Source organism: Paraburkholderia sp., from assembly GCF_026225065.1.
GTDB lineage: Bacteria > Pseudomonadota > Gammaproteobacteria > Burkholderiales > Burkholderiaceae > Paraburkholderia.
The window spans coordinates 1-24,353 of the sequence record NZ_JAMFSB010000271.1 but is presented as its reverse complement, the minus strand read 5'-3'; the positions used below and the strand labels follow the sequence as shown (position 1 = coordinate 24,353).

Sequence of the window (24,353 nt, the reverse complement as noted above, 5' to 3'; positions counted from 1 at the left end):
AATTAACAACTTAAGTTTGACTACGTGTGGCCTAAGACTTATGACTCAACAAGCGGCGCTCACTCGACGAAGGCCTCAACCGCGTGCCGGTGACCCAGCAGCAACGCATCGGCCACGTGCTCGAGCGGCCGGAGATCGACGTCGCTACGGCCCGAGGTGATCAGTTCATGAAAGCGCTCGTACAGGCCGGGGTATTCGCGTTCCGGGCCGACATCGACGGCCGCGCCGTCGATGTGCAACTGTTTGCCGCCCTGCGAGAGACGCAGCACGCCGCTGCTGGTCGTCACCTCGATCTGCCACAGTTCTTCGGAACCATGGCGCCAGTCGAACTCCGCGCGGACCGGCGTATCGTGGTCGTCGATGAAGTTGAGGTTGGCCGCAATCGGGGTCTGCCGGTTGGACGGCACCCACAGCTCGGCCGACTTCAGGAAAAATGCGCGCGGCAAGATGCGCGTGATGATCGACAACGCATTGATGCCCGGATCGAACACGCCCAGGCCGCCCGCTTCCCAGATCCAGTCCTGATTCGGATGCCACTTGCGGACATCTTCTTTCCAGAGGACGGTCACCGACTTGATCTCGCGCTGCGCGAGCCACGTGCGAGCGGTCTCTACCCCGGGCGCATAGCGGGAATGCCACGAGGCAAACAGGCTGCAGCCTTTTTCCTGCGCTAGCGCGGCGAGAACCGTCACCTCGACGACACTCGCGCCAGGTGGCTTTTCCAGCATCACATGTTTGCCTGCCAGCAGGGCGGCTCGCGCCTGCTCGAAGCGCACTTGCGGGGTAGCGCAAAGCGAGACTGCATCGAGCTCAGGTTCTGCCGCGAGCAGTTCCTGCACTGTCTTGTAGTTGCGCACGCCTTCGACCTGCGCGTTGCGGCTTGCACAGGCGACGAGCTCGAACCCGTCGTTTCCCGCGAGAGCCGGCAAATGCTGATCGCGCGCGATCTTGCCCACGCCAACCAGGCCCACCGAAATTTGCTTTGGCATGTTTTGGCCTCAATGATTGTTACGCTGCTTCCGGCCGCACCTCGCCAGCGAGGTCGCGCCGCCCATCACTATTTTTAATAGTCACACTATATTGCGGGTGTTTTGGCACAAATATTCGTGAATACCCTAGTGAACACTCTAAATAGTCTTACTATAATGTGGGATCAGGAGGGCATCATGCCAGACGAGAAACGAGCGTTGCGCTCGACGCAGTGGTTCGGCACAGCCGACAAGAATGGTTTCATGTACCGCAGCTGGATGAAGAATCAGGGCATCCCTGATCACGAGTTCCAGGGCAAACCGATCATCGGCATCTGTAATACGTGGTCGGAGTTGACGCCATGCAACGCGCACTTCCGCAAGATCGCCGAGCACGTCAAACGCGGGGTGTTCGAGGCGGGTGGCTTCCCGGTCGAGTTCCCGGTCTTCTCGAATGGCGAGTCGAACCTGCGCCCCACTGCCATGTTTACGCGCAACCTCGCGAGCATGGATGTGGAGGAATCGATCCGCGGCAACCCGATCGACGCAGTGGTTCTGCTCGCGGGCTGCGACAAGACCACCCCTGCGCTTCTGATGGGCGCGGCAAGTTGCGACGTGCCCGCCATTATGGTTAGCGGCGGCCCGATGCTCAACGGCAAGCATCAAGGGCGTGACATTGGCTCTGGCACCGTCGTGTGGCAACTGAGCGAGCAGGTCAAGGCGGGCAAGATCTCGCTGCATGAATTCATGTCTGCGGAAGCTGGTATGTCGCGCTCAGCGGGTACCTGCAATACGATGGGTACTGCCTCGACCATGGCCTGCATGGCTGAGGCGCTTGGCGTCACGTTGCCGCATAACGCCGCGATTCCCGCCGTAGATGCACGCCGCTACGTGCTCGCCCATATGTCGGGCATGCGGATCGTCGATATGGCGCTTGACGACCTGCGCCTGTCGAAGCTGCTGACGCGTGAAGCGTTTGAGAACGCGATTCGCGTGAATGCGGCGATCGGCGGCTCCACCAATGCGGCGATCCACCTGAAGGCGATTGCCGGACGCATTGGCGTGGACCTCGAACTCGACGACTGGACTCGCGTGGGCCGCGGCACGCCGACGCTCGTCGATCTGCAGCCGTCAGGCCGCTTCCTGATGGAGGAGTTCTACTATGCGGGCGGCTTGCCTGCGGTGCTTCGACGCCTCGGCGAAGCAGGCCTGTTGCCGCATCCGGATGCATTGACCGCGAACGGTCAGTCGCTGTGGGACAACAACAAGGAAGCGCCGCTCTATAACGACGAAGTGATCCGTCCGCTCGACAAGCCGCTCGTCGCAGACGGTGGACTCTGCGTGCTACGCGGCAACCTCGCGCCGAATGGCGCGGTGCTCAAGCCGTCTGCGGCTACGGCGTCGCTGCTCAAGCACCGCGGCCGAGCCGTCGTGTTCGAAAACTTCGACGACTACAAGGCACGCATCGGCGACCCCGACCTCGACGTGACCGCGGACTCCGTGCTCGTGATGAAGAATTGCGGACCGAAGGGTTATCCGGGCATGGCGGAAGTGGGCAACATGGGCTTGCCGCCGAAGCTGCTTGCCCAAGGCGTGACGGACATGGTGCGGGTCTCGGATGCACGCATGAGCGGCACCGCTTACGGCACCGTCGTGCTGCACGTTTCGCCGGAAGCCCGAGCGGGCGGCCCGCTCGCCGTGGTCCGCGAAGGCGACTGGATCGAACTGGATTCCCTCGCCGGGCGGCTCCACCTGGACGTCAGCGCGGAAGAACTGACCGCGCGTCTGGCCGACTGGGCAGAATCACAGCAGAAGTCGCCGGCCGATTCGAGCGGATACCGTCAGCTTTATGTCGATCACGTTCTGCAAGCCGATCAGGGTTGCGACTTCGACTTCCTGGTGGGATGCCGCGGCGCAGAGGTGCCCCGGCATTCGCATTGAGCACACGCTATATGCATTGGTGACGGCCACGTCGACGACCGACGTGGTCAATCCCAGGCGCGCCCTTCAGCCAAACCGACCACTGTGCATTGCAGCCCTGCCATGTGCCCCGCCGCGTCGATCGCCGCTTCGAGGTCGGCGAATGAGTACGACTGCAATTCCACTGCGTCGAGCTGTATCTGGCCCGAAGCTGCCAATGCAACCAGTGCAAGATAGTCGGCGCGCGCGTACATGAAATGCCCGATCAACTCCCAGTTATTCAGCATCATCTCCTGATACGCGATCGGCAAATCCACCTGCATGCTGCCCATCAGCACGAGCCTGCCGCCGCGGCGCAAGCTGCGCAGCGCGGCAAGCGTTGCCTGAGGATCGGTCGCCTGGCCGACCATGTCGAACGCGAGATCTGCGCCGCCTCCCGCTGCTGCGCGAATCGCGGCGACATCCTGGGTGGTATCACCGGTCAAGACAACCGGTATGACACGCCCTCGTCCCTGTTCGACGAGCGTCTTCAGCGGTTGAGGCCGCCGGCCCAGCGCGATCACACGGGTCGCACCCATCGCCAGCGCAGCGAGCACCGCAGCCGATCCAAAGTAGCCAGTGGCGCCGTTTATCACGATCGTTTCACCCGCCGTTAGCCGGCCACGCCACAATCCGCCGAACGGCACCGCGAACTTGCCGAGCACCGCAAGCCGCGTCGATGAAAGGTCTTCGAGGCCATCGAGCGCGATCAGCGTCGCTGCCGGAAACTCGGCCAGCTCGCGCAACGTGCCGTGCGGGAAATCAGCCAGCAGCGCGCCGCTGTCCGCACTTATCGCCGTCAGACCGAGCAACGCCTGAGCGGGTTCACGCACCGTTTCATCCGCGATCCAGTAGGGATTCACGACAACGCGTTGACCGACGTGGAATGCCACTACGCCCTCACCGACCGCCTCTACCCGGCCCACGCCGTTCGTGCCGGGTGAAAACGGCCCCGGCGGATACGCATAGGGCAGTTTTCCTTCGACGTAGCTACGCGTGTAACTCAGAAGCGGCACCGCTTCCATCCGGACCAGCACCGCGCCGCGACGCGGCTGCGGTTGTGCGACCTCGCGCAGGGCGAGCGATTGACCGGGTTCATCGAGCATCCAGGCTTTCATTTACGACTCCAGAGATTGTTTGCACGCTTGAACTGTAGGAGCCGGCTACCTATTCTTGAAATCAATTACTCGAATGCGACCCATCAACATGATTGATCTACGCGGTATCGACCTGAACCTACTGGTGTCGCTTGATGCGCTACTCGCGGAGTCCAACGTCACGCGCGCCGCCGAGCGCCTGCATCTGACGCAGCCCGCCGTCTCGACGCAACTCGCGCGGCTGCGGCAAATCTTCGGCGACCCGCTCCTGATTCCCGCGGAGACCGGTCGCGGCATGACACGCAGCGCCCGCGCCCTGGCCTTGATGGAGCCACTACACGCGGCGTTGAAGAACCTGGAAGTGGTGGTGCGCCATCAACCGGCCTTCGACCCGCACAGTGACATACGGCACTTCGTCATCGCGGCCAACGACAACGCCACCTCCGTGCTCGGTCTGCCGTTGATGGAGCGGCTGCCTGAACTGGCCGGCCCGGGTGTGCGCATCGCATTTGTCGTGGCCGATCAACCGTCGACAGCCGGGCGCCTCGAGCGTGGCGAGATCGATCTGCTGCTCGGTTCCGAGCGGATGATTCCGGCGTCGATGAAAGCCCGCAAACTGTTCGATGAGCATTTCGTCTTCGTGCAGCGCAAGGGGCATCCGCGCGGCACGGCACGCCTCGACCTGGACACGTATTGCGCGCTAAACCACGTGCTAGTATCTACGAGCGGTGGCAGTTTCTACGGCTTCATGGACGAACATCTCGACGCGCTCGGCCGTGCGCGCCGCGTCGCGCTCTCGGTTCAGCATTTCACGCTAGTGCCCGAATTGCTGGTGAATTCGGATTACGTTTCGACGTTGCCGTCGCGCTTCGCGGAGCGCCACGACAAGCGGCTCGATCTGTTCGAACTGCCTTTCGAGGCGCGCGGCTTCACACTATTCGCGGCGTGGCACCCACGTAACCATGTCGACCCGGCGCTCGTGTGGCTACGCGAAACGCTAACGGATCTGGCAGCAGCATAAGGCTGCGATTCCTCTGTATGCCTTGCCAAGACAGCGCTTCACGAGCGTTTTTATCGCGCCTTGCCGGCAGCGACAGCTCCCGCTGTATTGCACAAAACAGTGTTTCCTGCTTGGCCCAATAACGAACGCTTGATCCTCTGCGGCATTGCATATAGTTAATCGCAACGTGCAGCGATGCCGCGTGGTATCCGCATGTCCTGATGTCTTGCCACAGCTCCCGCTCGCCACCGCGGCATCGAAATTGCTCATTACAGTAAGCCGCCGATGCATCGCATCGGACGCCCGACGTGTCGCGGGTTTGCATCGACCTTTCATGGAGCAAACAGAACGTTATGTCCAGAAATCGAGTCCCCCCGGGTTCAGACGACGAACCCAACGCCACCCCCAATAAACCCTCGCGCCGCCGCTTCCTGCAATCCGCCGCGGCCGCTGCGACGGTGGGTGTCGCGCCGCATGTCCATGCCCAGAACCAACCTGCTGCCGTGCCGCCGTCCGAGGCGCCGCGGGCGCCGGAGCCGCCGCGGCCGGTCACGCTCAACGTCAATGGCCGCGCTTATACGCTGCAACTGGAGCCGCGCGTAACGCTGCTCGATGCGCTGCGCGAATACGCAGGCCTGATGGGAACAAAGAAGGGTTGCGACCGCGGCCAATGCGGCGCGTGCACAGTCATGGTGGAAGGCCGGCGCATCAACTCTTGCCTGACGCTTGCCGTGATGCACGATGGCGAAGCCATCACCACCGTGGAAGGTCTGGCGAGCAACGGGGTACTGAGTCCGATACAACGCGCCTTCATCGAACACGACGCCTTCCAGTGCGGCTACTGTACGCCCGGGCAATTGTGCTCGGCCACCGCGATGCTCAGCGAGTTCGGCAACGGTACCGCGAGCACCGTCACTGCCGATGTCCGCATGCACCCGGCCCAGCTCAGCGACGACGAAATCCGCGAGCGCATGAGCGGCAACATCTGCCGCTGCGGTGCGTATGCGAACATCGTCGCCGCCGTGCGCGCCGTGCATGACGGCAGCACAGGCAACGCCTAGGGGGTCGGCATGGACGCGATCTCCTACGAACGCGCTGTGGACGTCAGCAGCGCGCTGCGCGCTGCGCAGCAACCCGGCACGATGTTTATCGGCGGCGGCACCAACCTGCTCGATCTGATGAAAGGCGGCGTGGAGCAGCCCGTGCATCTCGTCGATATCACGCACCTGCGCGGCCTCGACACTATCGGTACGCTGCCCGACGGCGGCCTGCGCATCGGCGCACTCGTGCGCAACAGCGATGCCGCCAATCATGCCTTGGTGCGCGAGCAGTACCCGTTGCTCTCACAAGCATTTCTGGCCGGCGCCTCGCCGCAGCTGCGCAATATGGCCACCGTAGGCGGCAATCTGATGCAGCGCACGCGCTGCGGCTACTTCTACGACACCGCATTTAGCCAATGCAACAAGCGTCAGCCCGGCAGCGGCTGCGCTTCGATAGAAGGGCAAAACCGCACGCATGCGATCCTCGGCGCCAGTTCGCAATGTGTTGCCGTGAACCCGTCGGATATGAGCGTGGCACTCGCGGCGCTCGATGCAGTAGTGCGCGTGAGCAGTCTACGTGGCGAGCGCACGATTCCGATTACGGAATTTCACCGCCTGCCCGCCGACCGTCCGGAAGTGGATACCACGCTGCAACCCGGCGAACTGATCACGGCGGTCGACTTGCCGCCTCCACTCTTTAGCGACCATTCCCACTACCTGAAAGTGCGCGACCGCGCGAGTTACGCGTTTGCGCTCGTCTCGGTCGCCGCCGCCTTGCAAATGGATGGCAATACGGTGAGGACTGCGCATATTGCGTTAGGCGGGGTCGCGCATAAGCCATGGCGCGCGAGTATCGCAGAGCAGATGCTGAGCGGAAAGCCGCTCTCGGATGCGAACCTGCGCGCTGCCGCTGCGGCCGCCATGGGCGAGGCGCAGCCGCTCAGCGGCAACCGCTTCAAGGTGCAACTCGCGCAACGCTCGATCGTGCGCGCCGTGAATCAGGCCGCCGGCCGGACAGGAGGTGTCGCATGACTACGAACCTGAGCACGAATGCCCCGCTGGTCGGTCAGCCGATGGACCGAACCGATGGCGTGCTAAAAGTCACAGGCGAGGCCCGTTATGCAGCGGAATTTGGCGGGGCGCGCCTCGCGCACGCAGTGCTGGTGACGAGCACGATCTCGAGCGGCAGCATTGCCTCGATCGATGCGAGCCGCGCACAATCGCTACCGGGTGTACTGCTGGTGATGACCTATCAGAACGCGCCGCGCCTGCCCAATGGCGGGCGTCCGCCACTGGCGCCGCCGGCCGGCCGTCATCTGTCGCTGTTGCAGGACAACCAGGTTCACTACAGCAATGAGCCAGTCGCCGTGGTGGTCGCCGACACCCTGGAACGCGCCACCGACGCCGCACAGCAACTGCGCATCACGTATCAGGCGGCGCCTGGCGCGCACAACTTCACGCGCGCCAAAGCGACCATGCACGCGCCGATCAGTCCGCAGGGCCGCCAGACCGACACGCAACGCGGCAACTTCGATGAGGGCGTGGCCGCCGGCAGCGTGCGCATCGATCAGGTCTATACGACGCCGGTCGAACATCACAATCCCATGGAGCCGCATGCCACCATGGCGCATTGGGATGGTCCGCAACTGACGCTGTACGATTCCACCCAGGGGGTGAGCGGCACGCGCACCGCCGTGGCGAAAACGCTCGGCGTATCGCCGGATGACGTTCATGTGATCTCGCCGTTTCTCGGCGGCGGTTTCGGCGGCAAGGGCTCGTCCTGGTCGCATGTGGTGCTCTGCGCGATGGCCGCGAAGCAGACGGGACGCCCGGTGCGCCTCGCGTTGACGCGCCCGCAGATGTTCGGCTCGGTCGGCGCGCGGCCGCGTACCGAACAGCATTTCGTCCTCGCCGCCCGGCCGGACGGCACGCTCACCGCGATGCTCCACGACAGCATCTCGAACACGTCGACGATCGAGGACTGGACCGAGACCTGCTGCATGGTCACGCGCATGCTCTACGCCGTACCGAATCAGCAGACGACGCATCGCCTCGTCCAGTTGAACCTGGGTACGCCTACATTTATGCGCGCGCCAGGCGAAACCACCGGTTCGTTCGCACTCGAATCCGCCATGGACGAACTCGCGTGGAAACTCAAGATGGACCCCGTCGCCTTGCGGCTTAAAAACTACGCGGAAGTCGATCCGCAGGAGAACAAACCGTTTTCGAGCAAGGCGCTGCGTCAATGCTATGAGATTGGCGCGGAGAAATTCGGCTGGTCGCGGCGCACTTCGACACCTCGTTCGATGCGCTCCGGCCACACGCTGATCGGCCTCGGCATGGCGACCGCCACGTATCCCGCCAACCGCAGCCCCGCCGCGGCGATTGCACGCATCCTGCCTGATGGGACCGCGATGGTCGGCTCGGGTACGCAGGATCTCGGCACTGGCACCTACACGGTGATGACCCAGGTGTCGGCCGACGCACTCGGCTTTCCACCGGAAAAAATCCACTTCGAGCTCGGCGATTCGAGCTTGCCTCAGGCGCCCGGTTCGGGCGGCTCGCAATCGGCCGCGAGCGTATCGCCGGCGGTACACGACGCCTGCACGCAGGTGCGCAACCAATTGATCTCGCTTGCGCTGGCCGACAATGCATCACCGGTGCACGGCATGGATGTGTCCGATGTGAGCGTGGAACACGGATGGGTGGTCAGCCGATCGAATCCGTCGTTGCGCGACCCCGCGGCCGCGATTCTCGCGCGTGCCGGCGGCAAGCCCATCGAGGCCGTGGTGAGCGTGAAGCCCGGCCAGGAGCGCAGCGAATATTCGCTGCATTCGTTCGGGGCGGTGTTCACCGAGGTCCATGTGGATGCGGACCTCGGCACGATCCGCGTACCGCGCATTGTCGGTGTGTACGATGTCGGCCGGGTCCTCAATGAGAAAACCGCGCGCAGCCAGATGATGGGCGGCATGGTGTGGGGCATCAGCGCCGCATTCGAAGAAGACACCCTGCTCGATGAGCGCTATGGCCGCTTCGTCAATATGAATCTCGCCGAATATCACGTGCCGGTGAATGCGGATATCGGCTCGCTGGATGTCACCTTCGTGAACGAACCGGATCCTCATATCAATTCGCTGGGTGTCAGGGGGATTGGCGAGATTGGCTTGACCGGCGTGGTGGCGGCGCTCGCGAATGCGGTGTATCACGCCACCGGCGTGCGGGTGCGGGATTTACCGATCACGCTGGATAAGGTGATATCGCCGGTGGAGGTTTGAGGCGCACGGCATTGAGGCGCTCGGCATTGAGGCGCCCGGCATTAAGGCGGCCAGCTTTGGTGCGGTCGGCCTGGACGGAGTCAGCTTGACGCCGGCGCATGCGCGCCCGCAACATTCGCGCTTGCCTGCTCGCCGGTTGCGCCGCACAATCGACCTCATCCTCCTCTCCAGGTGCCGCCCATGGCCTACGCCTCGCTCGCAACCGGCGTGCTGCTTGCCGCCGGCTACGGGTCGCGCTTCGATCCGGACGGTCTGCACAATAAACTCCTCGCCCGTATGCCGGACGGCGGCATCGTCGCGCATGAAGCCGCGCATCGCCTGCTGCTGGTCGTCAGCCGCGTACTCGCCGTAGTGAGACCTGGATCCGACGCGCTGGCGCGCATGCTCAATGAGGCCGGCTGCGACGTAGTGTTCTCGGCCGACGCCGAACGCGGCATGGGCGCGAGCCTCGCCGCCGGCATCGAAGCGAGTGCCGACTCGGAAGGCTGGATCGTCGCGCTGGCTGATATGCCGCGCATCGCCGTCGCCACCGTCGAGGCCGTGGCGCGCACGCTAGACGGCGGGGCATCGATTGTCGTGCCGTTTTATCAGGGCCAACGCGGGCATCCGGTCGGCTTCGGCGCCGAGCACGGCGAAGCCTTGTGCGCACTCGACGGCGACACCGGCGCCCGTGTCCTGCTGACCACAAACCCGGTCGCGCGTCTGGATCTCGACGATCCAGGCATTCTGCGCGACGTGGATACGCCCGAAGATCTGGCCGGCGTGTGATTGGACGCCCCCGCGGACCATCCCCCACACACCCTCGCGCGGAGCCTCCCGGGTCTCTCCCGCTCAGGCACACGGCTTGCGCATGCACAGACGTTGTGCGCAGCGCGCGCCAATACCGACTAAGCTGATGTGACGCGTTCCCGTCGTCATGTCAGACACGGTTCGCAGCGTGCCTCACCCCCCGACAATCCAGTGCGATTCCCATGAGTGAAACCAGCCCGCGTCTTTTTGTTGTCTCGCCCCATTTCGACGATGCCGTGTTCAGTTGCGGCGCGTTGCTCGCCGCCCATCCCGACGCCGTCGTCTGCACCGTCTTCGCCGCGGCGCCCGAGCCGGATATGCAGACTGAATGGGACCAGCAGGCTGGCTTCACGAGTGCGCAGGAATCGGTGAATGCGCGCACACTGGAAGACAATCGTGCGCTCGAACTGCTCGACGCGGTGCCGGTCAGGATGCCGTTTCGCGACGGCCAGTATCTGGACTCACCGTCGATCAGCAGGTTGTCGGCCGCGCTTGAAGAAACCATTTACCGCTCGACCGCGAACACGCTGGTGATGCCGCTGGGCCTGCATCATGCCGATCACGCGCTGGTGTACGACGCCTGCATCGAAATCCTGCCGCGGCTGTCGCACGTGACGTGGTTTGCCTACGAGGATGCAATCCACCGCCGTCAACCGGGCGTGCTCGCGGAGCGCCTCGACGATCTGGCACGGCGCGGCATTTCAGCGACGCCGGCGCATCCGTCGGCCGATCACACGATCGATGCCGAACGTCAGGCCTATCTGAAGCGCGAGGCCGTCTATGCTTATGAGAGCCAGCTACGCGCTTTCGGACCGAAGGGTTACGAAGATGTGTTTCGCGCCGAACACTACTGGCAGTTGAGCGTGTCCCGTGCCCCGGGGCGCCGCTCCTCTCCCGCGAGGTGACGTCATGTTTTTCCGCATGCATACCAGCCCGATCCCCGACCCGCTTGCGGACCCGACACGCGATCCGGAGGGCGACCCGTTGGCGCCGCCCTCGCCGGGCCATCACAACGACGAGCCGCAGCGGCCCGAGGGGCCTCCGGATAAAGATCCGGTTTGAGGCTGCGGGCTCGGGCTGGCTTTAGCGTGTCAGTTCGGTAAAGCCTTGGAGCAGGCGGTCGACATCCGCGGGATGGATGTTGCCCATCGTCGAGATACGGAACAACTCCGCCGAGAGGCCGCCCTGCCCTGCGTAGATCACAAAGCCGCGGGCCTTCAGCGCGTCGTGCAGTTGCGGATAGCTGATGCCAGCCGGCAGCCGGTAAGCGCGAAGCACCACCGACGATTGTTCCGGCGGCAGCGCACTCTCCATCCCAAGCGCGGCGAGACCCGCGCACGCCTGCTCGGCGAGCGCCGCATAGCGCGCGTGACGTGCTTTCCAGCCGCCTTCGTCCTCGAGTTCGCGCAATGCTTCGACAAGCGCGTAATAGGCGTGCACCGACGGCGTGAACGGCGTATTGCGCTGATCCTGCAATTTGGCGAGACGCGCCAGGTCCAGATAGTAGGTACGGCTCGCTGCGTGAGCCAGCGCCTCGCGCCGCACCACGACAAACGACGCGCCCGGCACGCCATGCAGACACTTGTTGGCGGTCGCTGCGACGGCGGCGATGGTGGTGTCGGCGAAATCGATTGCTTCAGCGGCGAAACTGCTGACGCCATCCACCAGCAGACGCACGCCATGCTTGCGGCAGACCGCAGCCAGCGCTTGCAGATCGTTCAGGCGGCCAGTCGTGGTCTCGTGATGAATGATCGCCACGTGCGTAAAGCCTTCGCCCGCATCGAGACGTGCCGCGATCCGCTCGAGGTCGGGCGCCTGCATCCAGTCGTGCTTGAGCGCTTCGTGCGCGATACGGTACTGGCTGGCGATCTGCGTAATGCGCTCGCCGTACACGCCGTTCTCGATCACCAGCAGCTTGCCGTTCGCCGGCACCAGGCCAGCAATCATGCTTTCGACGGCAGCGGTGCCCGAACCGGTCATCAGCACGGCTTGCCACTCGGCAGGGTCGAGCTGATAGATCTGCAGCAGACGCGTGCGCGCCTCTTCCTGCAAATCGAAGAACTCGCTCTCGCGATGGCAGAGGTCGGGCTGCAGCAGACTCTGGCGCACGCGCTCGGTCAGCGTCACGGGGCCGGGATTGAGCAACAACATCATTGGGCTCCTTGAGCGGTGGCGATATGGCGCATGAGGCGCGTCTTCACGTCCGGCGGGGTAATGGTGGGACGCGGCAGGCCGTCCGGCGTGCCGCGACGGATCGCGAGGCGCACGAAACGCGGACCTTCGAGCGGCGGCGCGGCGAGTACTTCGTCGAGCACGGCCAGATCGTCGCTTTCGACCGCCGACGCGTAGCCACACGCGGCCGCGACGCCAGCAAACGACACCTGCGCGGACACCGTTGCCTGACCACCGGTCGAATCGTGCGCGCCGTTATCGAGCAGTACGTGTGTGAGATTGGACAGGCCGTAAGCGCCCAGGGTGGCGAATACTCCCATGCGCATCAGCGCAGCGCCGTCCCCATCGACTGCGACCACATGCAGGTCGGGACGCGTCAGCGCCAGTCCCAAAGCGAACGGCGTCAGGCAGCCCATCGAGCCGACCATATACAGCTGGTTCGGACGGTCGTCGAGCGCATACAGTTCGCGTCCGCAAAAGCCCGTGGATGCCAGCACCACCGTCGATTCAGCCGGCGTGTGCGCGATCACGCGCTGCAACGCGGCCTGGCGCGTCGGCAGCGCATCCGCCACCACGCCGCGCCACTGCGCTTGCGCTGCGGAGGGCGTGCGGCGCGGCACGCTGTCGCCCTGCTTCAGCTCATACGGCGCCACGCTGCCCTTCTGCATGACGAGCGCATACGGCCGGCCCGTCTCGTCCATGTGAGCGATCGCGCGATCGAGTACCGGGCCGATGGCCCCGGCCTCGGTCGGGAAGGTCTCCCACGGAATTTCCATGGTATCGAGCATCGCCGGCGTGACAGGTCCCATCAGCGCATGCTGCGGTTCGTCGGAGACGCCGGGCTGGCCGCGCCACGTGACAATCAGCAATTGCGGCAGACGGAAGGTCCAGGTCAGCGACGTCAGCGGACTCACCGCATTGCCGAGCCCGGAGTTCTGCATCATCGTGACGCCCCGCCGGCCGTTCTGCGCGCCGAGCGTGACGCCGGCGATCAGCGCGACCGCGTCGCCTTCATTGGCCGCTGAAACGTAATGCAGCGACGGGTCCTGCAGCACATAGTTGATAAACGGCGTCAGATACGAACACGGCACACCGGCATACCAGTCGAAGCCACGCTCGCGCGCGGCCTCGACAAACTGTGCAGCCTCGATCATTGCGCCTCTCCGCTGGCGGTGCCAGAGGCGAGCGGCGTTTGCGAGTGCGCGAAATCGCCGGCACGACGGAAGTCTTCCAGATCGTTGACGCCGCGCCAGTGACCGTGCACATACTGCACTTCGATCGCTTCACCGGCTTCGATCAGCGCGTTGAGCAGCGCGGGCATATCGAGCTTGTCGAAATCCGGACGGGCGCGCAGCGTGGTCAGCACCGCATGCAGACGCTCGCGTCCTTCGCCGCGCACGTTCAGCAGACCGACCCAGCGGCCATCCGGCTGCTTCGCCCCGTTCGAAGCATCACCCTGCGACTCGCTCGATACGCGCTGCAGCAGCACCTTGTTACCGAACAGACCGCGATCGTCCGACGCCGAGCACCATGCGAAATCGCGCACGCTGCTATTGACCGGCTCGGTCAGCGACGAATCCACCACGACACTAAACGACGCTTCGCTCTCAACCAGGTCACGCACGATATAGCTGCGGAACAGCAGGTCGCCATAGGAAATAACCGTATCCGACTTGAGCGCATCAACGGCACACGCGAGTGAGGCCAGTTCGCCGGTTTCCGCATGACGTTCGTTGACGACCAGCTTGATGCCGGCGGTTTCGATGGCATCGGCGCGATAGCCGCCGACCACGGTGATGTCGTTGACGCCCTGCTTCTTGAACGCATCGACGAGCCAGCGCAACAGCGGCTTGCCGGCGATCGGCAGCATGACCTTGGGACGATCCTCCGTCACGGCTTCGAGGCCAGCACCACGGCTGGCGGCCAGCACGACGGCCGAAGCCGACGCGCGCGAAGCCGACAGATAACGGTTTTCGGCTTCCGAGTACTCGTCGGCGTCTTGCAGACGGAAAATTTCGTTGACGGTAGCGACGCGGTCTTCGATGTCGACGAGCGTCTCGCTGGCGTGAATTTCCTTGGCGACGGCCTGCATCGCCGAGGTCGACGCGCGGATCAGATGGTTCGCCCAGATAACCGTGCTGATACCGGCTTCGCGGAACACTTCGGTGGGGGTGCTGTAGTACTTGGTCGGCACGATGACGAGCGGGCCGCGGCCAGCCCATTCGCGGGCAAATTCGAGGATTTCGTCGGGACGCGACAGCTTGCTGTGAATCAGGATCGCGTCGGCGCCGGCCAGACGATAGGCCTCGGCGCGACGCAGCGCTTCATCCATGCCCCAACCGGCGATGAGCGCTTCGACGCGCGCGACGATCGAGAAGTCTTCATCGGTCTGCGAGTCCTTACCGGCTTTGATCTTGCCGCAGAACTCGTCCATTTCGGCGAGCGGCTGACGTTCGCCGTTGATGAAGCTATTGGTCTTGGGGAACTGTTTGTCTTCGATACAGACGCCGGCGATGCCGCGTTGTTCGAGTTTGCGCACGAGGCGGCGGACGTTATTGAAGTTACCGTAGCCGGTATCGCCATCGAGGAGGATGGGGAGATCGCTGGCGTCGGCCATGAATTCGAGGTTATCGACGACCTGGGTCCAACTGGCTTCGTTGTTGTCGCGCACGCCGAACTGGGCGGAGATAGCGAGACCGGAGCCCCAGATGGCCTTGAAGCCGGCTTCCCGGACGATGCGGGCGGAGAGGCCGTTATGGGCCTCCATCATGAATTCGAGCTGGGTGCTGGTGAGCATCTGGCGCAGACGGGAGCTGCGCGAGGCGGCGACGAAAGCGGGTTCGCGGGCGTTCATGGTTGGGGTGTGCTCCTGCGGTGTCTGTTTGCTTGGTGTTTTTTCGCTTGCCGCGGGATTGGGTGTGCTTTGCTCGCGGCGCGGGTTTGGATTTCATTGCCGATGGCAGGGGGTGATGTTCGCGGGTTTCATTGCGGTGTCACCCTAGTCTGGGCCAGTCTGGCGTCTGAAAAAAAGTGACTATAACGGATGCGGATAGTTTTCGCTTTTGTCGTTGACGTAATTGTTGCCGTATATGGCGATTTTTGTGGAAATGTGGTGTTTTTTGCTTTTTCACTATTTGGGGTTGATCTTTCTCATACTGAGGGTTTTGATTTTTTGTTTATCTGGAATCTCTATTTTTGTTTTTGGTTTTTATGTTTTGCTTTCGTGTGGATTTTCTTATTTTGGTTTTGGCCTTTCCTTGCATTCTTAGTGGTCTATTAGCGTTGCCCCTGTGCGGGGCGGCACTTACTTTCTTTGTCCCACAGGGACTACCTTCGGGTCGCCGCCGCAAAGAAAGTAAGCAAAGAAAGCGGGCTTCAAACCGCTAGCTCGTAGGTGTCCGCCTCTGTTACTAATCGGTAGTGGTCCGAGACGAGACCGTCCCTCGCATTACCACCCGCAGTGACAAAGCACTCAATCATCCCGCCCGCACACTCCGTGCGCGGCGGTCAGGTTTTTCAGGGAAACCAGTTGCGTCCAAGTGGTTCATTCAAGCTGAATTTTACTCAGAGCCAGAATAACTGAGTTTCAAAAAATGCCGCGGGGCGTGAAGAATAGATTATGCCCGACGGCGGGGCGCGAAGCGCGACGCTGGAGCGGATGAGCGCTTTGTCACTAACGGGGGTGGTGCGAGGGCGGCTCTCGTGCGCGGACCACTCTGGTTTCATGCCAGTGGTGAACACCTACTGGCTAGCGGTTGCAAGCCCGCTTTCTTTGCTTACTTTCTTTGCGGTGGCAAAGAAAGTAAGTGCCGCCCCGCACAGGGGCATCACTAATAGACCACTAACAAAACAAGGAAAGGCCAACAGCATACGAAAACAGACAAACAAAAAAACCCATTAATCAGACAAAACAAAAAAACCAAAACCCAGGGTTCCCCCCTACTACACGAAAACGTGGGCGAAGCCGTTAAACAGCATAACCAAAGCCCCAAGCCCGCCGCAGGCGAAAAAAACACCCTCACCTGGAATCCCCAAAATGCCCCCCATGACCTTGAACAAAAAACTCGGGTCGATGATCCTCGTGTTATGGATCGGCCTGATCCTGATCGGCGGCTTTGGCGCGTACCAAAACCGCGCCTCCATGATCTCCGAGCGCCGCGATCAACTCATGGCCGTCATTCAACAGTCCGCCAGCATCGTCAACCACTACTACACGCTCTCCCAGCAACACGCCCTCAGCGAACCGGACGCCCAGAAGCAGGCTCTCGCCGCGCTCGCCGCCGTACGCTACGGCAAGGACGGCTCCGGCTACATCTCCGTCAACGACTCGCAGCCGGTCGTGCTGATGCACCCCATCAAGCCCGAGCTCAACGGCAAGAACATGGCCCAGTTCACCGATCCGGCCGGCAATCATCTGTACGTCGACATCGTCAACGCCGGTAATCGCGACGTCAACGGCGGCTTCGTCTCGTATCTGTGGGCCAAACCCGGCCACGATCAGCCAGTACCCAAAACCAGCGCCTCACTGCGTTTCGCCCCCTGGGACTGGTACCTCGTAACCGGCATGTACATGGACGACGTCCAGCAAGCCTTCTACGCCAATCTCATCCTCTGGCTCGCCATCACTGCAGTCCTCGGTGGCATCGCCACACTCGTCATGATGCTCGTGCTACGTAGCGTGCGCCACGCCCTCGGTGGTGAGCTCGAAACCGCCGTGGTCGCTGCACAGCGCATGGCAAGCGGCAATCTCGCTGTCACCGTGCCGGTCCAGTATCGCGATACCGGTAGCCTGTTGCACGCCCTGCATACCATGCAGGCTGGTCTCGTCGAAACTGTGTCGCGCGTGCGCACCGGCACGGAAAACATCAACGTGGGCGCCTCCGAAATCGCCGCTGGCAATACCGATCTCTCGCAACGCACCGAACAACAGGCCGCCGCGCTCGTCCAGACCGCCTCCAGCATGGATCAGATGACGGTCAACGTGAAGCAGAACGCCGATAGCGCCACCCAGGCCGCGCAGCTCGCCGGTCAGGCCGCGGATGTCGCCACGCGCGGTAGCCGCGTCGTCGACGACGTGGTCCGCACCATGGGCGAGATCACCCATAGCTCGCGCCAGATCGGCGACATCATCGGCGTGATCGACGGGATCGCTTTCCAGACCAACATCCTCGCCCTCAATGCGGCCGTCGAAGCGGCCCGCGCCGGGGAACAGGGCCGCGGCTTTGCCGTCGTCGCTTCGGAAGTACGCAGTCTCGCACAACGCTCGGCCACCGCCGCCAAGGAAATCAAGGCGCTGATCGAAACCTCCACGACTACCGTCGAGGCCGGTGCCTCGCTCGTCGCCAACGCCGGTTCGACCATGGGCGAGATCGTGCAATCGGTACGCCGCGTCAACGAGATTCTCGAGGAAATCAGCCACGCCTCGCGTGAGCAGAGCGCCGGGATCGAACAGGTCAACCGCGCCGTGGGTGAGATGGATCAGGTCACGCAGCAGAATGCGGCACTGGTCGAAGAGGCCGCCGCCGCTGCGCACTCGCTCAAGGATCAGGTCGGCGCGTTGCGCGAAGCAATCTCGAGCTTCGCCCTGCCGGCCTGAGCGCAGGCGGTTATAGGTTCTTGTTTTGCCCAGGCGGCGCTAATACGCGCGCAATGCCGCAAAAGAAGGCGCCCGCGAAGCGCCTCATGGGGATGCGCTTGGTGGCCGGGCGCCTCTCAACACGCCGCGTCGGAGAGGACGCATTGTTTGAACGAAGCAGCCGCGCGGATTTTTTAAGCTGCGCGGCTGGTTTTTTGATCCGCCGCCCTTCTCCTCTTCGTGCTCCCCGCCACTATCCCGTGCATGGGCCTCGCATCCTGATTACGTTCTCATTACAATCACGACTGCCGCGGGTGTTAAGTTCGGACACCGTGCGGTTGCGCTGGCAGACAGCGCAAGGGCTTCACTGCCGCTGACACGGACAGCGCCAAAGCGCACGGCCGGCCTCGTTGCCGCTACTCGCGTCCGCTACCCGTACCCGCACTCATGATCCAGAAGACAAGATCGCAACCGCCCGACCCTTATGCGTTGGCCACCAAACATCCGATGCTCGCGTCGCGTCTGCCGAAATGGCGTTCGACATTCATCGTCCTGCTGATGTTCGCGGCGTTCGGCGGCCTGGCGGCGCGTGCCTTCTGGGTGCAGGTGGTCAATCAGGACTTTTATGCCGGCCAGGGGCAGAAGCGCTATCAACGCGTCATCGAACTGGACGCCACACGTGGACGGATTGTCGACCGCAACGGTTCGATGCTGGCGGTCAGCCTCGCGACCTATGAGATCTGGGCGACGCCGAAGCTGCTCGACGTGGCCGGTTTCGTACCGCTCGCCAGGCTGCTCGAAGTGCCGCTCGCGGAGCTGCGGCGGCGTCTGGCTGGCGACAAAACGTTCGTGCTGCTCAAGCGCCAGGTGGACGCGGACACGGCCAGCGCGATCGACAAGCTGCGACTCGCCGGCATCACGCAGATCGCCGATGCGAAGCGCTTCTACCCGGAAGGCGAATCGGCGGCACACGTGGTCGGCTTCACGGATATCGAGGACAAAGGCCAGGAAGGCGTCGAACTCGCCGCCAACCTGCAGCTAAGCGGCGCGGCAGGTCAACGCGAGGTGATCCGCGACCGGCTCGGCCGGGTGGTGTCGGACACGCGTCCACTCGTACCGGCTCACAACGGCGCGACAATCCACCTGACCATCGACCGCCGCATCCAGCAACTCGCCTACGCCCAACTGAAGGCGGCGATTGCGAAGCACAGCGCGGAGGCCGGCAGCGTCGTGGTGCTCGACGCGCGCAACGGCGAGATCCTCGCGCTCGCTAACTATCCGAGCTTCGATCCGAACGACCGCACTCGCCTGAGCGGCCGGCAACTGCGCAATCGGGCCGTCGTCGACACGTTCGAGCCGGGGTCGACGATCAAGCCAGTGGTCGTCGCGTTATCCATGGATAAGGGCATGGTCGGGCCGCAAAGTCTGATCGACACATCGCCGGGGTGGTACAGGATCGGACCAGCGGTGATTCACGACACCTCGAATCACGGCGTGATGACCGTGGCCGAGGCGGTGCAGAAGTCGAGCAACATCGCGCTCGCCAAGCTCGCGCTCAATCTGCCGGCCGAGACGATCTGGAACAAGTACCAGGAGTATGGCCTCGGGCGCCGGCCGGAGCTGACGTTTCCCGGCGCTGCCGCGGGCAAGGTGCGGCCGCACAGACGCTGGCGGCCCATCGAACAGGCCACGATGGCTTACGGTTACGGGTTATCAGCGTCGCTGCTGCAACTCGCGCAGGTGTACACCGCCTATGCCGGTGACGGCACGCTGCATCCTGCGCGTTTGCTGCTGGAGGATCCGCTTGATCGGGGGCTGAGTGGGCAGCTCAATGGGCAAATGAGCGGGTCGATGATTGGGCAACCCGGCGCGCATGTGAGCGGGCAGCACGGTGAGGCTCTCGCTGCTGCTCAAGGCAGCGGCGATGCGCCGCTTGCCGCTGGCACTAGCCACTCAGTGACGACGCCCGCCACTGCGCATGCCATCCGCGAGATGCTCGAAATGGCGACCGGCCCGGGTGGCACCGGACGCGCCGCAGCGATCGAAGGCTATCGGGTGGGCGGCAAGACCGGGACGGCGCGCAAGCAGATAGGCACGACGTACGCGAAAAATCGCTATCGTGCGCTGTTCGTTGGCATGGCGCCGATGAGCGACCCGCGTCTGATCGTTGCCGTCATGATCGACGATCCGGCTGGCAAGGCGTTCTACGGAGGCACCGTTGCAGGCCCTGTCTTCGGCGCGGTGACAGGTGGAGCGCTCCAATTGCTCGGCGTGCCACCGGATGCATGAGGCGGTAACCACCGTACCGCAGCACAGCCACGCCTTCAGGCCGTATTCACATGCACCCGCACGTGCAAGCGCCGGAACGCGTTCGGCGTCATCCCTCTGCTTCTCTTGAACAGCCGCCTGAAATATCCACTGTCCTCAAACCCACACGCATAAGCGACCTGCGCGATCGTCAAGCGGTCTTCCGCCAGCAGGATGGCCGCGTGCAGCATGCGCTGTTCGTGCACCGCGTCAGTCAGCGTGCGTCCATAGGTGGCTCGATATACGCGCCCCAGGTAGTCTGCGTTGCAGTCAAGGTGCGCGGCAATCGCCGAGGCGTTGATCGCTTCATGAAAATGCGTGCGAATCCATTGATCAGCACTTGCCGCAAGTTGCTGGGGTGCGCCGTCGGCCGCGGTCGCCGCGACTCGGGAGCGCTTGAGTTCCCACAGCATCAGCAGGATCGTCAGGCTGTCCGGCAACGGTTGCACGCCGTAGATCTGCTGATCGTTCAACAGGCGCTGGAACATGCCCGATAAATGATCGGGCCGCTCAACCCTGGCGTGTTGAGGAATCTCCAGCAACACTTCTAACGCCGACCCGCTGTGCGGCGCGTCTGGCAATGTGAAATGCACCCAATAGAACCTGAGATCCGGTGCAAACGGCGATGTCCCGCCATGCAGCCGGCCCGGCCAAAGCAGTAGTGTCTCCCCTGCGTTCACCTCGAATAGCTGTCCGCCTTCGTGAAGACTCAGGCAGCCCTGCCGCACGTAAATCAGCTCGTACGACTGGATCGTCCGTGAGGGATGCACGCCCACTCCGCGTGATACAAAGAGCCCGCCATTGCTGGCTTCGAGACCGAGTGGAAATGCCAGATGAAGCGCGGGGTCGGTCATTACAAAAAAAGTCGGAATTAGCGCGTTTTACTGCGGTTTCTTCATCTTGCGAGGGCAGGTCGGGCGTGTCAAGCTTTCCAGACTTGACGTTCGTGGAAAGTCGGAAAGATTCGGTGCGACGCGCCAAGGTCGAAAAAAGCACATTTCTCAGAAGCACCCGATGCGTGTACCTGACTGGCGCGGCCAGCCTTACGGTCCGGAAAGCGTCGCGAGACATGCATCGGCAATAGGAGGAGACACCTATGATTCGTTGCAACCGATGGCTTCGTCTATGGGCATGCGCGACAGTGCTCGCCGCCACTCACGCGCAGGCTGACGATGGCCTTTCTTTCTGGGTGCGCGCGTCGGACTCGGGTTTCGTGACCCCGGTCGTCAACGCATGGAACGCAAGCCATCCCACGAAGGTCAGCCTGACCATCATTCCGAATGACGACTTCGTGACAAAGTTCGGCACGGCGTCGGCTGGCGGCGCCGCGCCCGACGTGATTGCAATCGACCTGATTTATACGCCCGAGTTCGCGCATGACGGACAGTTGACCGACATCACGGACGAGGCCAAAAAGCTGCCGTTCTATCAGAGCCTCAGCCCGTCGCATATGCGGCTCGGGACCTATCAGGGCAAGCAATACGCGCTGCCCTTTAGCGCTGAAAGTTCGATGCTGCTGTACAACAAGACGCTATTCAAACGCGCCGGGTTGAATCCCGACCAGCCTCCCAAAACCTGGGCCGAACTCGAAGCGGATGCGAAAAAGATCACCGCGCTCGGCGGCGGGGTCAAGGGTTTCTATTTCTCGGGCGCCTGCGGCAGTTGCAACATCTTTACGCTGACGCCGTACGTGTGGGCCTCGGGCGGCGACGTGCTGTCGGCCGACGGCAAGACCGCGACGCTAAAGAATCCAGCGCTCGAGGGCACGCTCGCCATGTATCGCCGAATGTGGGAAGCGGGTGAGATGCCCGCAAGCGCCAAGACGGACAGCGGCATGAATTTTATCAACGCGTTTGAGACCGGAAAAATCGGCATGGTTGGCTCCGGCGCGTTTTCAATTGGTGTCCTGAAGAAAAGCCACCCCGAGATAGACTTCGGACTTGCCTATCTGCCGGGTCAGAACAGTGGCTGGGCGAGCTTCGCGGGAGGGGACGTGATCGCCATTCCGGCCGGTTCGCAGCACAAAAAAGACGCGATGGAATTTATCAAGTGGTGCCTTGGCGAACAGGTTCAGGTCGACCAGTTTGCGAAAAACGGCAGCATTCCCGTGCGTATCGACCTCGCGAGCAACGCGTATAGCAAGCTCGACGGCCGGTATCTGACCGCCGCGACGGCGATGAGCCAGGGCAAGACGCCATATAGCATCAAATTCAACCAGTTGATCAACGATCCAAACGGGCCTTGGGCCGCCATGATCCAGGAAGCCGTCTTCGGCAAGGGTGTGGATGTCGCCGTTTCGACTGCGCAAGATCGCTTCACCCAGATCCTGAACACACCATAGGATGTGACGACCATGGATGTCCTTGGCGATCCGGCAACAGGCGGTGCTGGCCTCGCACCGCAGATGCGTCCAAAAAAGCCACGTAAAGGGCTAGGCCGGCAGGGCGCGGGGTACTGGTTTGTGCTGCCCTGTCTGGCTTTCACGGCGGTATTTTTTCTGCTGCCGCTGGCGATGACGATCGGTATGTCGTTCTATCAGTGGCCGCTAATGGGCGTGCCGTCGTTCAACGGGTTGAGAAATTACCTCGACCTGATGCACGACGAATCGTTCTGGGGCGCGCTCCGGTTTACGACCAAGTACACATTGTTCGTGACGCCTGCGATCTTTGTCGTCGCTTTCGCGCTTGCGTTGCTCGTGAAGCGTGCCGTCCGCTTCGTGGGCATCTTCAGGACAGCGTTCTTCCTGCCGGTCGTGATTGGGCTGACAACGGCGAGTCTGTTATGGGTCTGGCTGTTCAACGACCAGGTAGGCATCTTCAGCGCGATTCTGATGCAGCTGGGTATCGTCAGCGAGCCGGTTCAGTGGCTAGGCGATACCAACTCCGCGCTCGCGTCGTTGATCGTGATGGTGGTTTGGAAGGCATGCGGATTCACGATGGTGATCATGCTCGTCGGCATGCAGGCGATTCCATACGATCTGTATGAAGCGGCCCGCATCGACGGAGCGGGATGGTGGGCGCAGCAGCGCTTCATCACCGTGCCCATGATGCGGCGCACCTTCGCGCTTGCATTGATCATGTCGGTGATCGGCTCTTACCTGGCGTTCGAGCAGTTCTACGTAATGACCAAGGGCGGCCCGATGAACACCACGATCACGGTGGTCCACTGGATCTATCGTGCGTCGTTCACCTACTTCAAGCTCGGCTACGGCGCGGCGATGTCCGTGGTGCTGCTGATCGTGCTGCTCATGCTAAGCGTGATCCAGATGATTCTTCTGCGAGACGACGATGAGTAACCGATTGCGTTCCGCCGATACCGGTTTCGCCCGTGCCACGCAAAAGCCGGATCCCGTCACGTCCAGCGTGGATGCGCTCCATTATTCAAGTCACGTGACGAAGCTCAAGGCGAGGCTATCGGTCGCGCTTTACTACCTGATATGCGGCGTGCTGACACTGGCGTTTCTGTTCCCTATCGCATGGTCTGCATTCACCTCGTTCTATTCGCCCGCCGATGCGAGCGCTTCGCCACCCAAGTGGATTCCATCCCATCTATCGTTCGAGAACTATCAGAACCTCGCGAGCTATGGCGCAGGCATCTGGCGTTATCTCGGCAACAGCACGTCGGTTGCGATGTTGACGGTCGCGATGACGCTCGTGCTGTCCACACTCGGCGGCTACGGCTTCTCGCGATTCCGTTTTCCGGGGCGCAACCTGATCTTCGTCGTAATCCTCGCGACGCTGATGATTCCGTTCCAGTCCATCCTCAATCCGCTATTCGTGCTGCTGCGCTGGATGCATCTGCAGGGCACGCTGTTCGGACTCGCGCTCGTCTACACGACCTTCCAGTTGCCGTTCGCGGTCTTCATGATGCGCAACTCGTTCGACGCCGTACCGCGCGAGATCGAGGACGCTTCGCTGATCGACGGCTGCAGTTCGTTGCAGTCGCTGCGCATGATCATGGTGCCGCTCGTGTTGCCGGGGATCGTCACAGCGGGTCTATTCGCGTTCTTTGGTTCGTGGAATGAACTCCTAGCCGCACTGATCCTGATCGGCGACGCAAAAAACTACACGTTACCGGTCATGCTCCTGAATGCGCAAAGCGGTCAGCTTGGATCTGTCGACTGGGGGCTGATGCAAGCCGGCATCACGATTTCCATCCTGCCGTGCGCGAT

Annotated in this window: 19 protein-coding genes; 13 read left to right on the top strand and 6 right to left on the bottom strand. The window is 62.6% G+C overall.

Translation table 11 applies throughout. From position 1 onward, the window contains the following. Nucleotides 1-59: 59 nt before the first annotated feature. The gene (locus tag M0954_RS19410; RefSeq protein WP_122158109.1) at nucleotides 60-989 is read right to left on the bottom strand and encodes a Gfo/Idh/MocA family protein; all 930 of its coding nucleotides are present in this window, start codon (nucleotides 987-989) and stop codon (nucleotides 60-62) included. A gap of 177 nt (nucleotides 990-1,166) precedes the next feature. Here M0954_RS19410 and M0954_RS19405 point away from each other — a divergent pair, with 177 nt between their 5' ends. Beyond that, entirely contained in the window at nucleotides 1,167-2,909 is a 1,743-nt protein-coding gene (locus M0954_RS19405) for an IlvD/Edd family dehydratase (RefSeq protein WP_122158108.1), read from the top strand. Nucleotides 2,910-2,956: 47 nt separating this feature from the next. On the opposite strand, the gene M0954_RS19400 is transcribed toward M0954_RS19405, so the two are convergent. After that, nucleotides 2,957-4,045, bottom strand: coding sequence for a zinc-binding dehydrogenase (locus tag M0954_RS19400; RefSeq protein ID WP_297354954.1), 1,089 nt, complete (start codon nucleotides 4,043-4,045; stop codon nucleotides 2,957-2,959). Nucleotides 4,046-4,133: 88 nt separating this feature from the next. Here M0954_RS19400 and M0954_RS19395 point away from each other — a divergent pair, with 88 nt between their 5' ends. From M0954_RS19395 to M0954_RS19365, 7 genes are all read left to right on the top strand, one after another. Continuing rightward, entirely contained in the window at nucleotides 4,134-5,045 is a 912-nt protein-coding gene (locus M0954_RS19395) for a LysR family transcriptional regulator (protein ID WP_122159495.1), read from the top strand. Between the two features lie 332 nt (nucleotides 5,046-5,377). Then, nucleotides 5,378-6,085: a 2Fe-2S iron-sulfur cluster-binding protein gene (locus M0954_RS19390; protein WP_122158106.1), complete on the top strand. Its 708-nt coding sequence runs from the start codon at nucleotides 5,378-5,380 to the stop codon at nucleotides 6,083-6,085. 9 nt (nucleotides 6,086-6,094) lie between these two features. After that, nucleotides 6,095-7,096, top strand: a complete 1,002-nt coding sequence (locus M0954_RS19385; protein WP_122158105.1) for a xanthine dehydrogenase family protein subunit M — start codon at nucleotides 6,095-6,097, stop codon at nucleotides 7,094-7,096. Beyond that, complete coding sequence (locus M0954_RS19380; RefSeq protein ID WP_133893573.1) at nucleotides 7,093-9,339, top strand: xanthine dehydrogenase family protein molybdopterin-binding subunit; 2,247 nt, start codon at nucleotides 7,093-7,095, stop codon at nucleotides 9,337-9,339. Before M0954_RS19385 ends, M0954_RS19380 begins: the two co-directional genes overlap by 4 nt. A gap of 180 nt (nucleotides 9,340-9,519) precedes the next feature. Next, nucleotides 9,520-10,107 carry an NTP transferase domain-containing protein gene (locus tag M0954_RS19375; RefSeq protein ID WP_122158103.1) on the top strand — a complete coding sequence of 196 codons (588 nt, stop codon included), beginning with the start codon at nucleotides 9,520-9,522 and terminating at the stop codon, nucleotides 10,105-10,107. 203 nt (nucleotides 10,108-10,310) lie between these two features. Then, nucleotides 10,311-11,033, top strand: coding sequence for a PIG-L deacetylase family protein (locus tag M0954_RS19370; RefSeq protein ID WP_297354952.1), 723 nt, complete (start codon nucleotides 10,311-10,313; stop codon nucleotides 11,031-11,033). Between the two features lie 4 nt (nucleotides 11,034-11,037). Continuing rightward, nucleotides 11,038-11,190, top strand: a complete 153-nt coding sequence (locus M0954_RS19365) for a hypothetical protein (protein WP_297354950.1) — start codon at nucleotides 11,038-11,040, stop codon at nucleotides 11,188-11,190. A 21-nt stretch (nucleotides 11,191-11,211) separates the two neighbouring features. Here M0954_RS19365 and M0954_RS19360 read toward each other — a convergent pair whose 3' ends face one another. From M0954_RS19360 to aepX, 3 genes are read right to left on the bottom strand one after another with little or no spacing between them, the layout of a single operon-like run. Continuing rightward, entirely contained in the window at nucleotides 11,212-12,279 is a 1,068-nt protein-coding gene (locus M0954_RS19360) for a 2-aminoethylphosphonate aminotransferase (RefSeq protein WP_123388266.1), read from the bottom strand. Further along, nucleotides 12,279-13,454: a phosphonopyruvate decarboxylase gene (gene aepY, locus M0954_RS19355; protein WP_123388267.1), complete on the bottom strand. Its 1,176-nt coding sequence runs from the start codon at nucleotides 13,452-13,454 to the stop codon at nucleotides 12,279-12,281. Before aepY ends, M0954_RS19360 begins: the two co-directional genes overlap by 1 nt. Beyond that, nucleotides 13,451-15,154, bottom strand: coding sequence for a phosphoenolpyruvate mutase (gene aepX / locus M0954_RS19350; RefSeq protein ID WP_123388268.1), 1,704 nt, complete (start codon nucleotides 15,152-15,154; stop codon nucleotides 13,451-13,453). The genes aepY and aepX overlap by 4 nt, the downstream gene beginning before the upstream one ends. Before the next feature lie 1,191 nt (nucleotides 15,155-16,345). On the opposite strand from aepX, the gene M0954_RS19345 reads away from it, so the two are divergent. Continuing rightward, entirely contained in the window at nucleotides 16,346-17,896 is a 1,551-nt protein-coding gene (locus M0954_RS19345) for a methyl-accepting chemotaxis protein (protein WP_122158098.1), read from the top strand. 426 nt (nucleotides 17,897-18,322) lie between these two features. Further along, nucleotides 18,323-20,164, top strand: a complete 1,842-nt coding sequence (locus M0954_RS19340; protein WP_297354948.1) for a penicillin-binding protein 2 — start codon at nucleotides 18,323-18,325, stop codon at nucleotides 20,162-20,164. 35 nt (nucleotides 20,165-20,199) lie between these two features. Here M0954_RS19340 and M0954_RS19335 read toward each other — a convergent pair whose 3' ends face one another. Continuing rightward, nucleotides 20,200-21,036 carry an AraC family transcriptional regulator gene (locus M0954_RS19335; RefSeq protein ID WP_122158096.1) on the bottom strand — a complete coding sequence of 279 codons (837 nt, stop codon included), beginning with the start codon at nucleotides 21,034-21,036 and terminating at the stop codon, nucleotides 20,200-20,202. Nucleotides 21,037-21,278: 242 nt separating this feature from the next. Between M0954_RS19335 and M0954_RS19330 the strand changes: the two genes are divergently transcribed. The 3 genes from M0954_RS19330 to M0954_RS19320 form a co-directional block, all read left to right on the top strand. Continuing rightward, a complete protein-coding gene (locus M0954_RS19330; RefSeq protein ID WP_297354946.1) occupies nucleotides 21,279-22,523 on the top strand; it encodes a sugar ABC transporter substrate-binding protein in 1,245 nt (414 codons plus the stop codon). A gap of 12 nt (nucleotides 22,524-22,535) precedes the next feature. Next, nucleotides 22,536-23,477, top strand: coding sequence for a sugar ABC transporter permease (locus M0954_RS19325; protein WP_220795592.1), 942 nt, complete (start codon nucleotides 22,536-22,538; stop codon nucleotides 23,475-23,477). Then, the coding region (locus tag M0954_RS19320; RefSeq protein WP_297354943.1) for a carbohydrate ABC transporter permease at nucleotides 23,470-24,353 on the top strand (884 nt) is incomplete at its 3' end. The genes M0954_RS19325 and M0954_RS19320, both read left to right, overlap by 8 nt.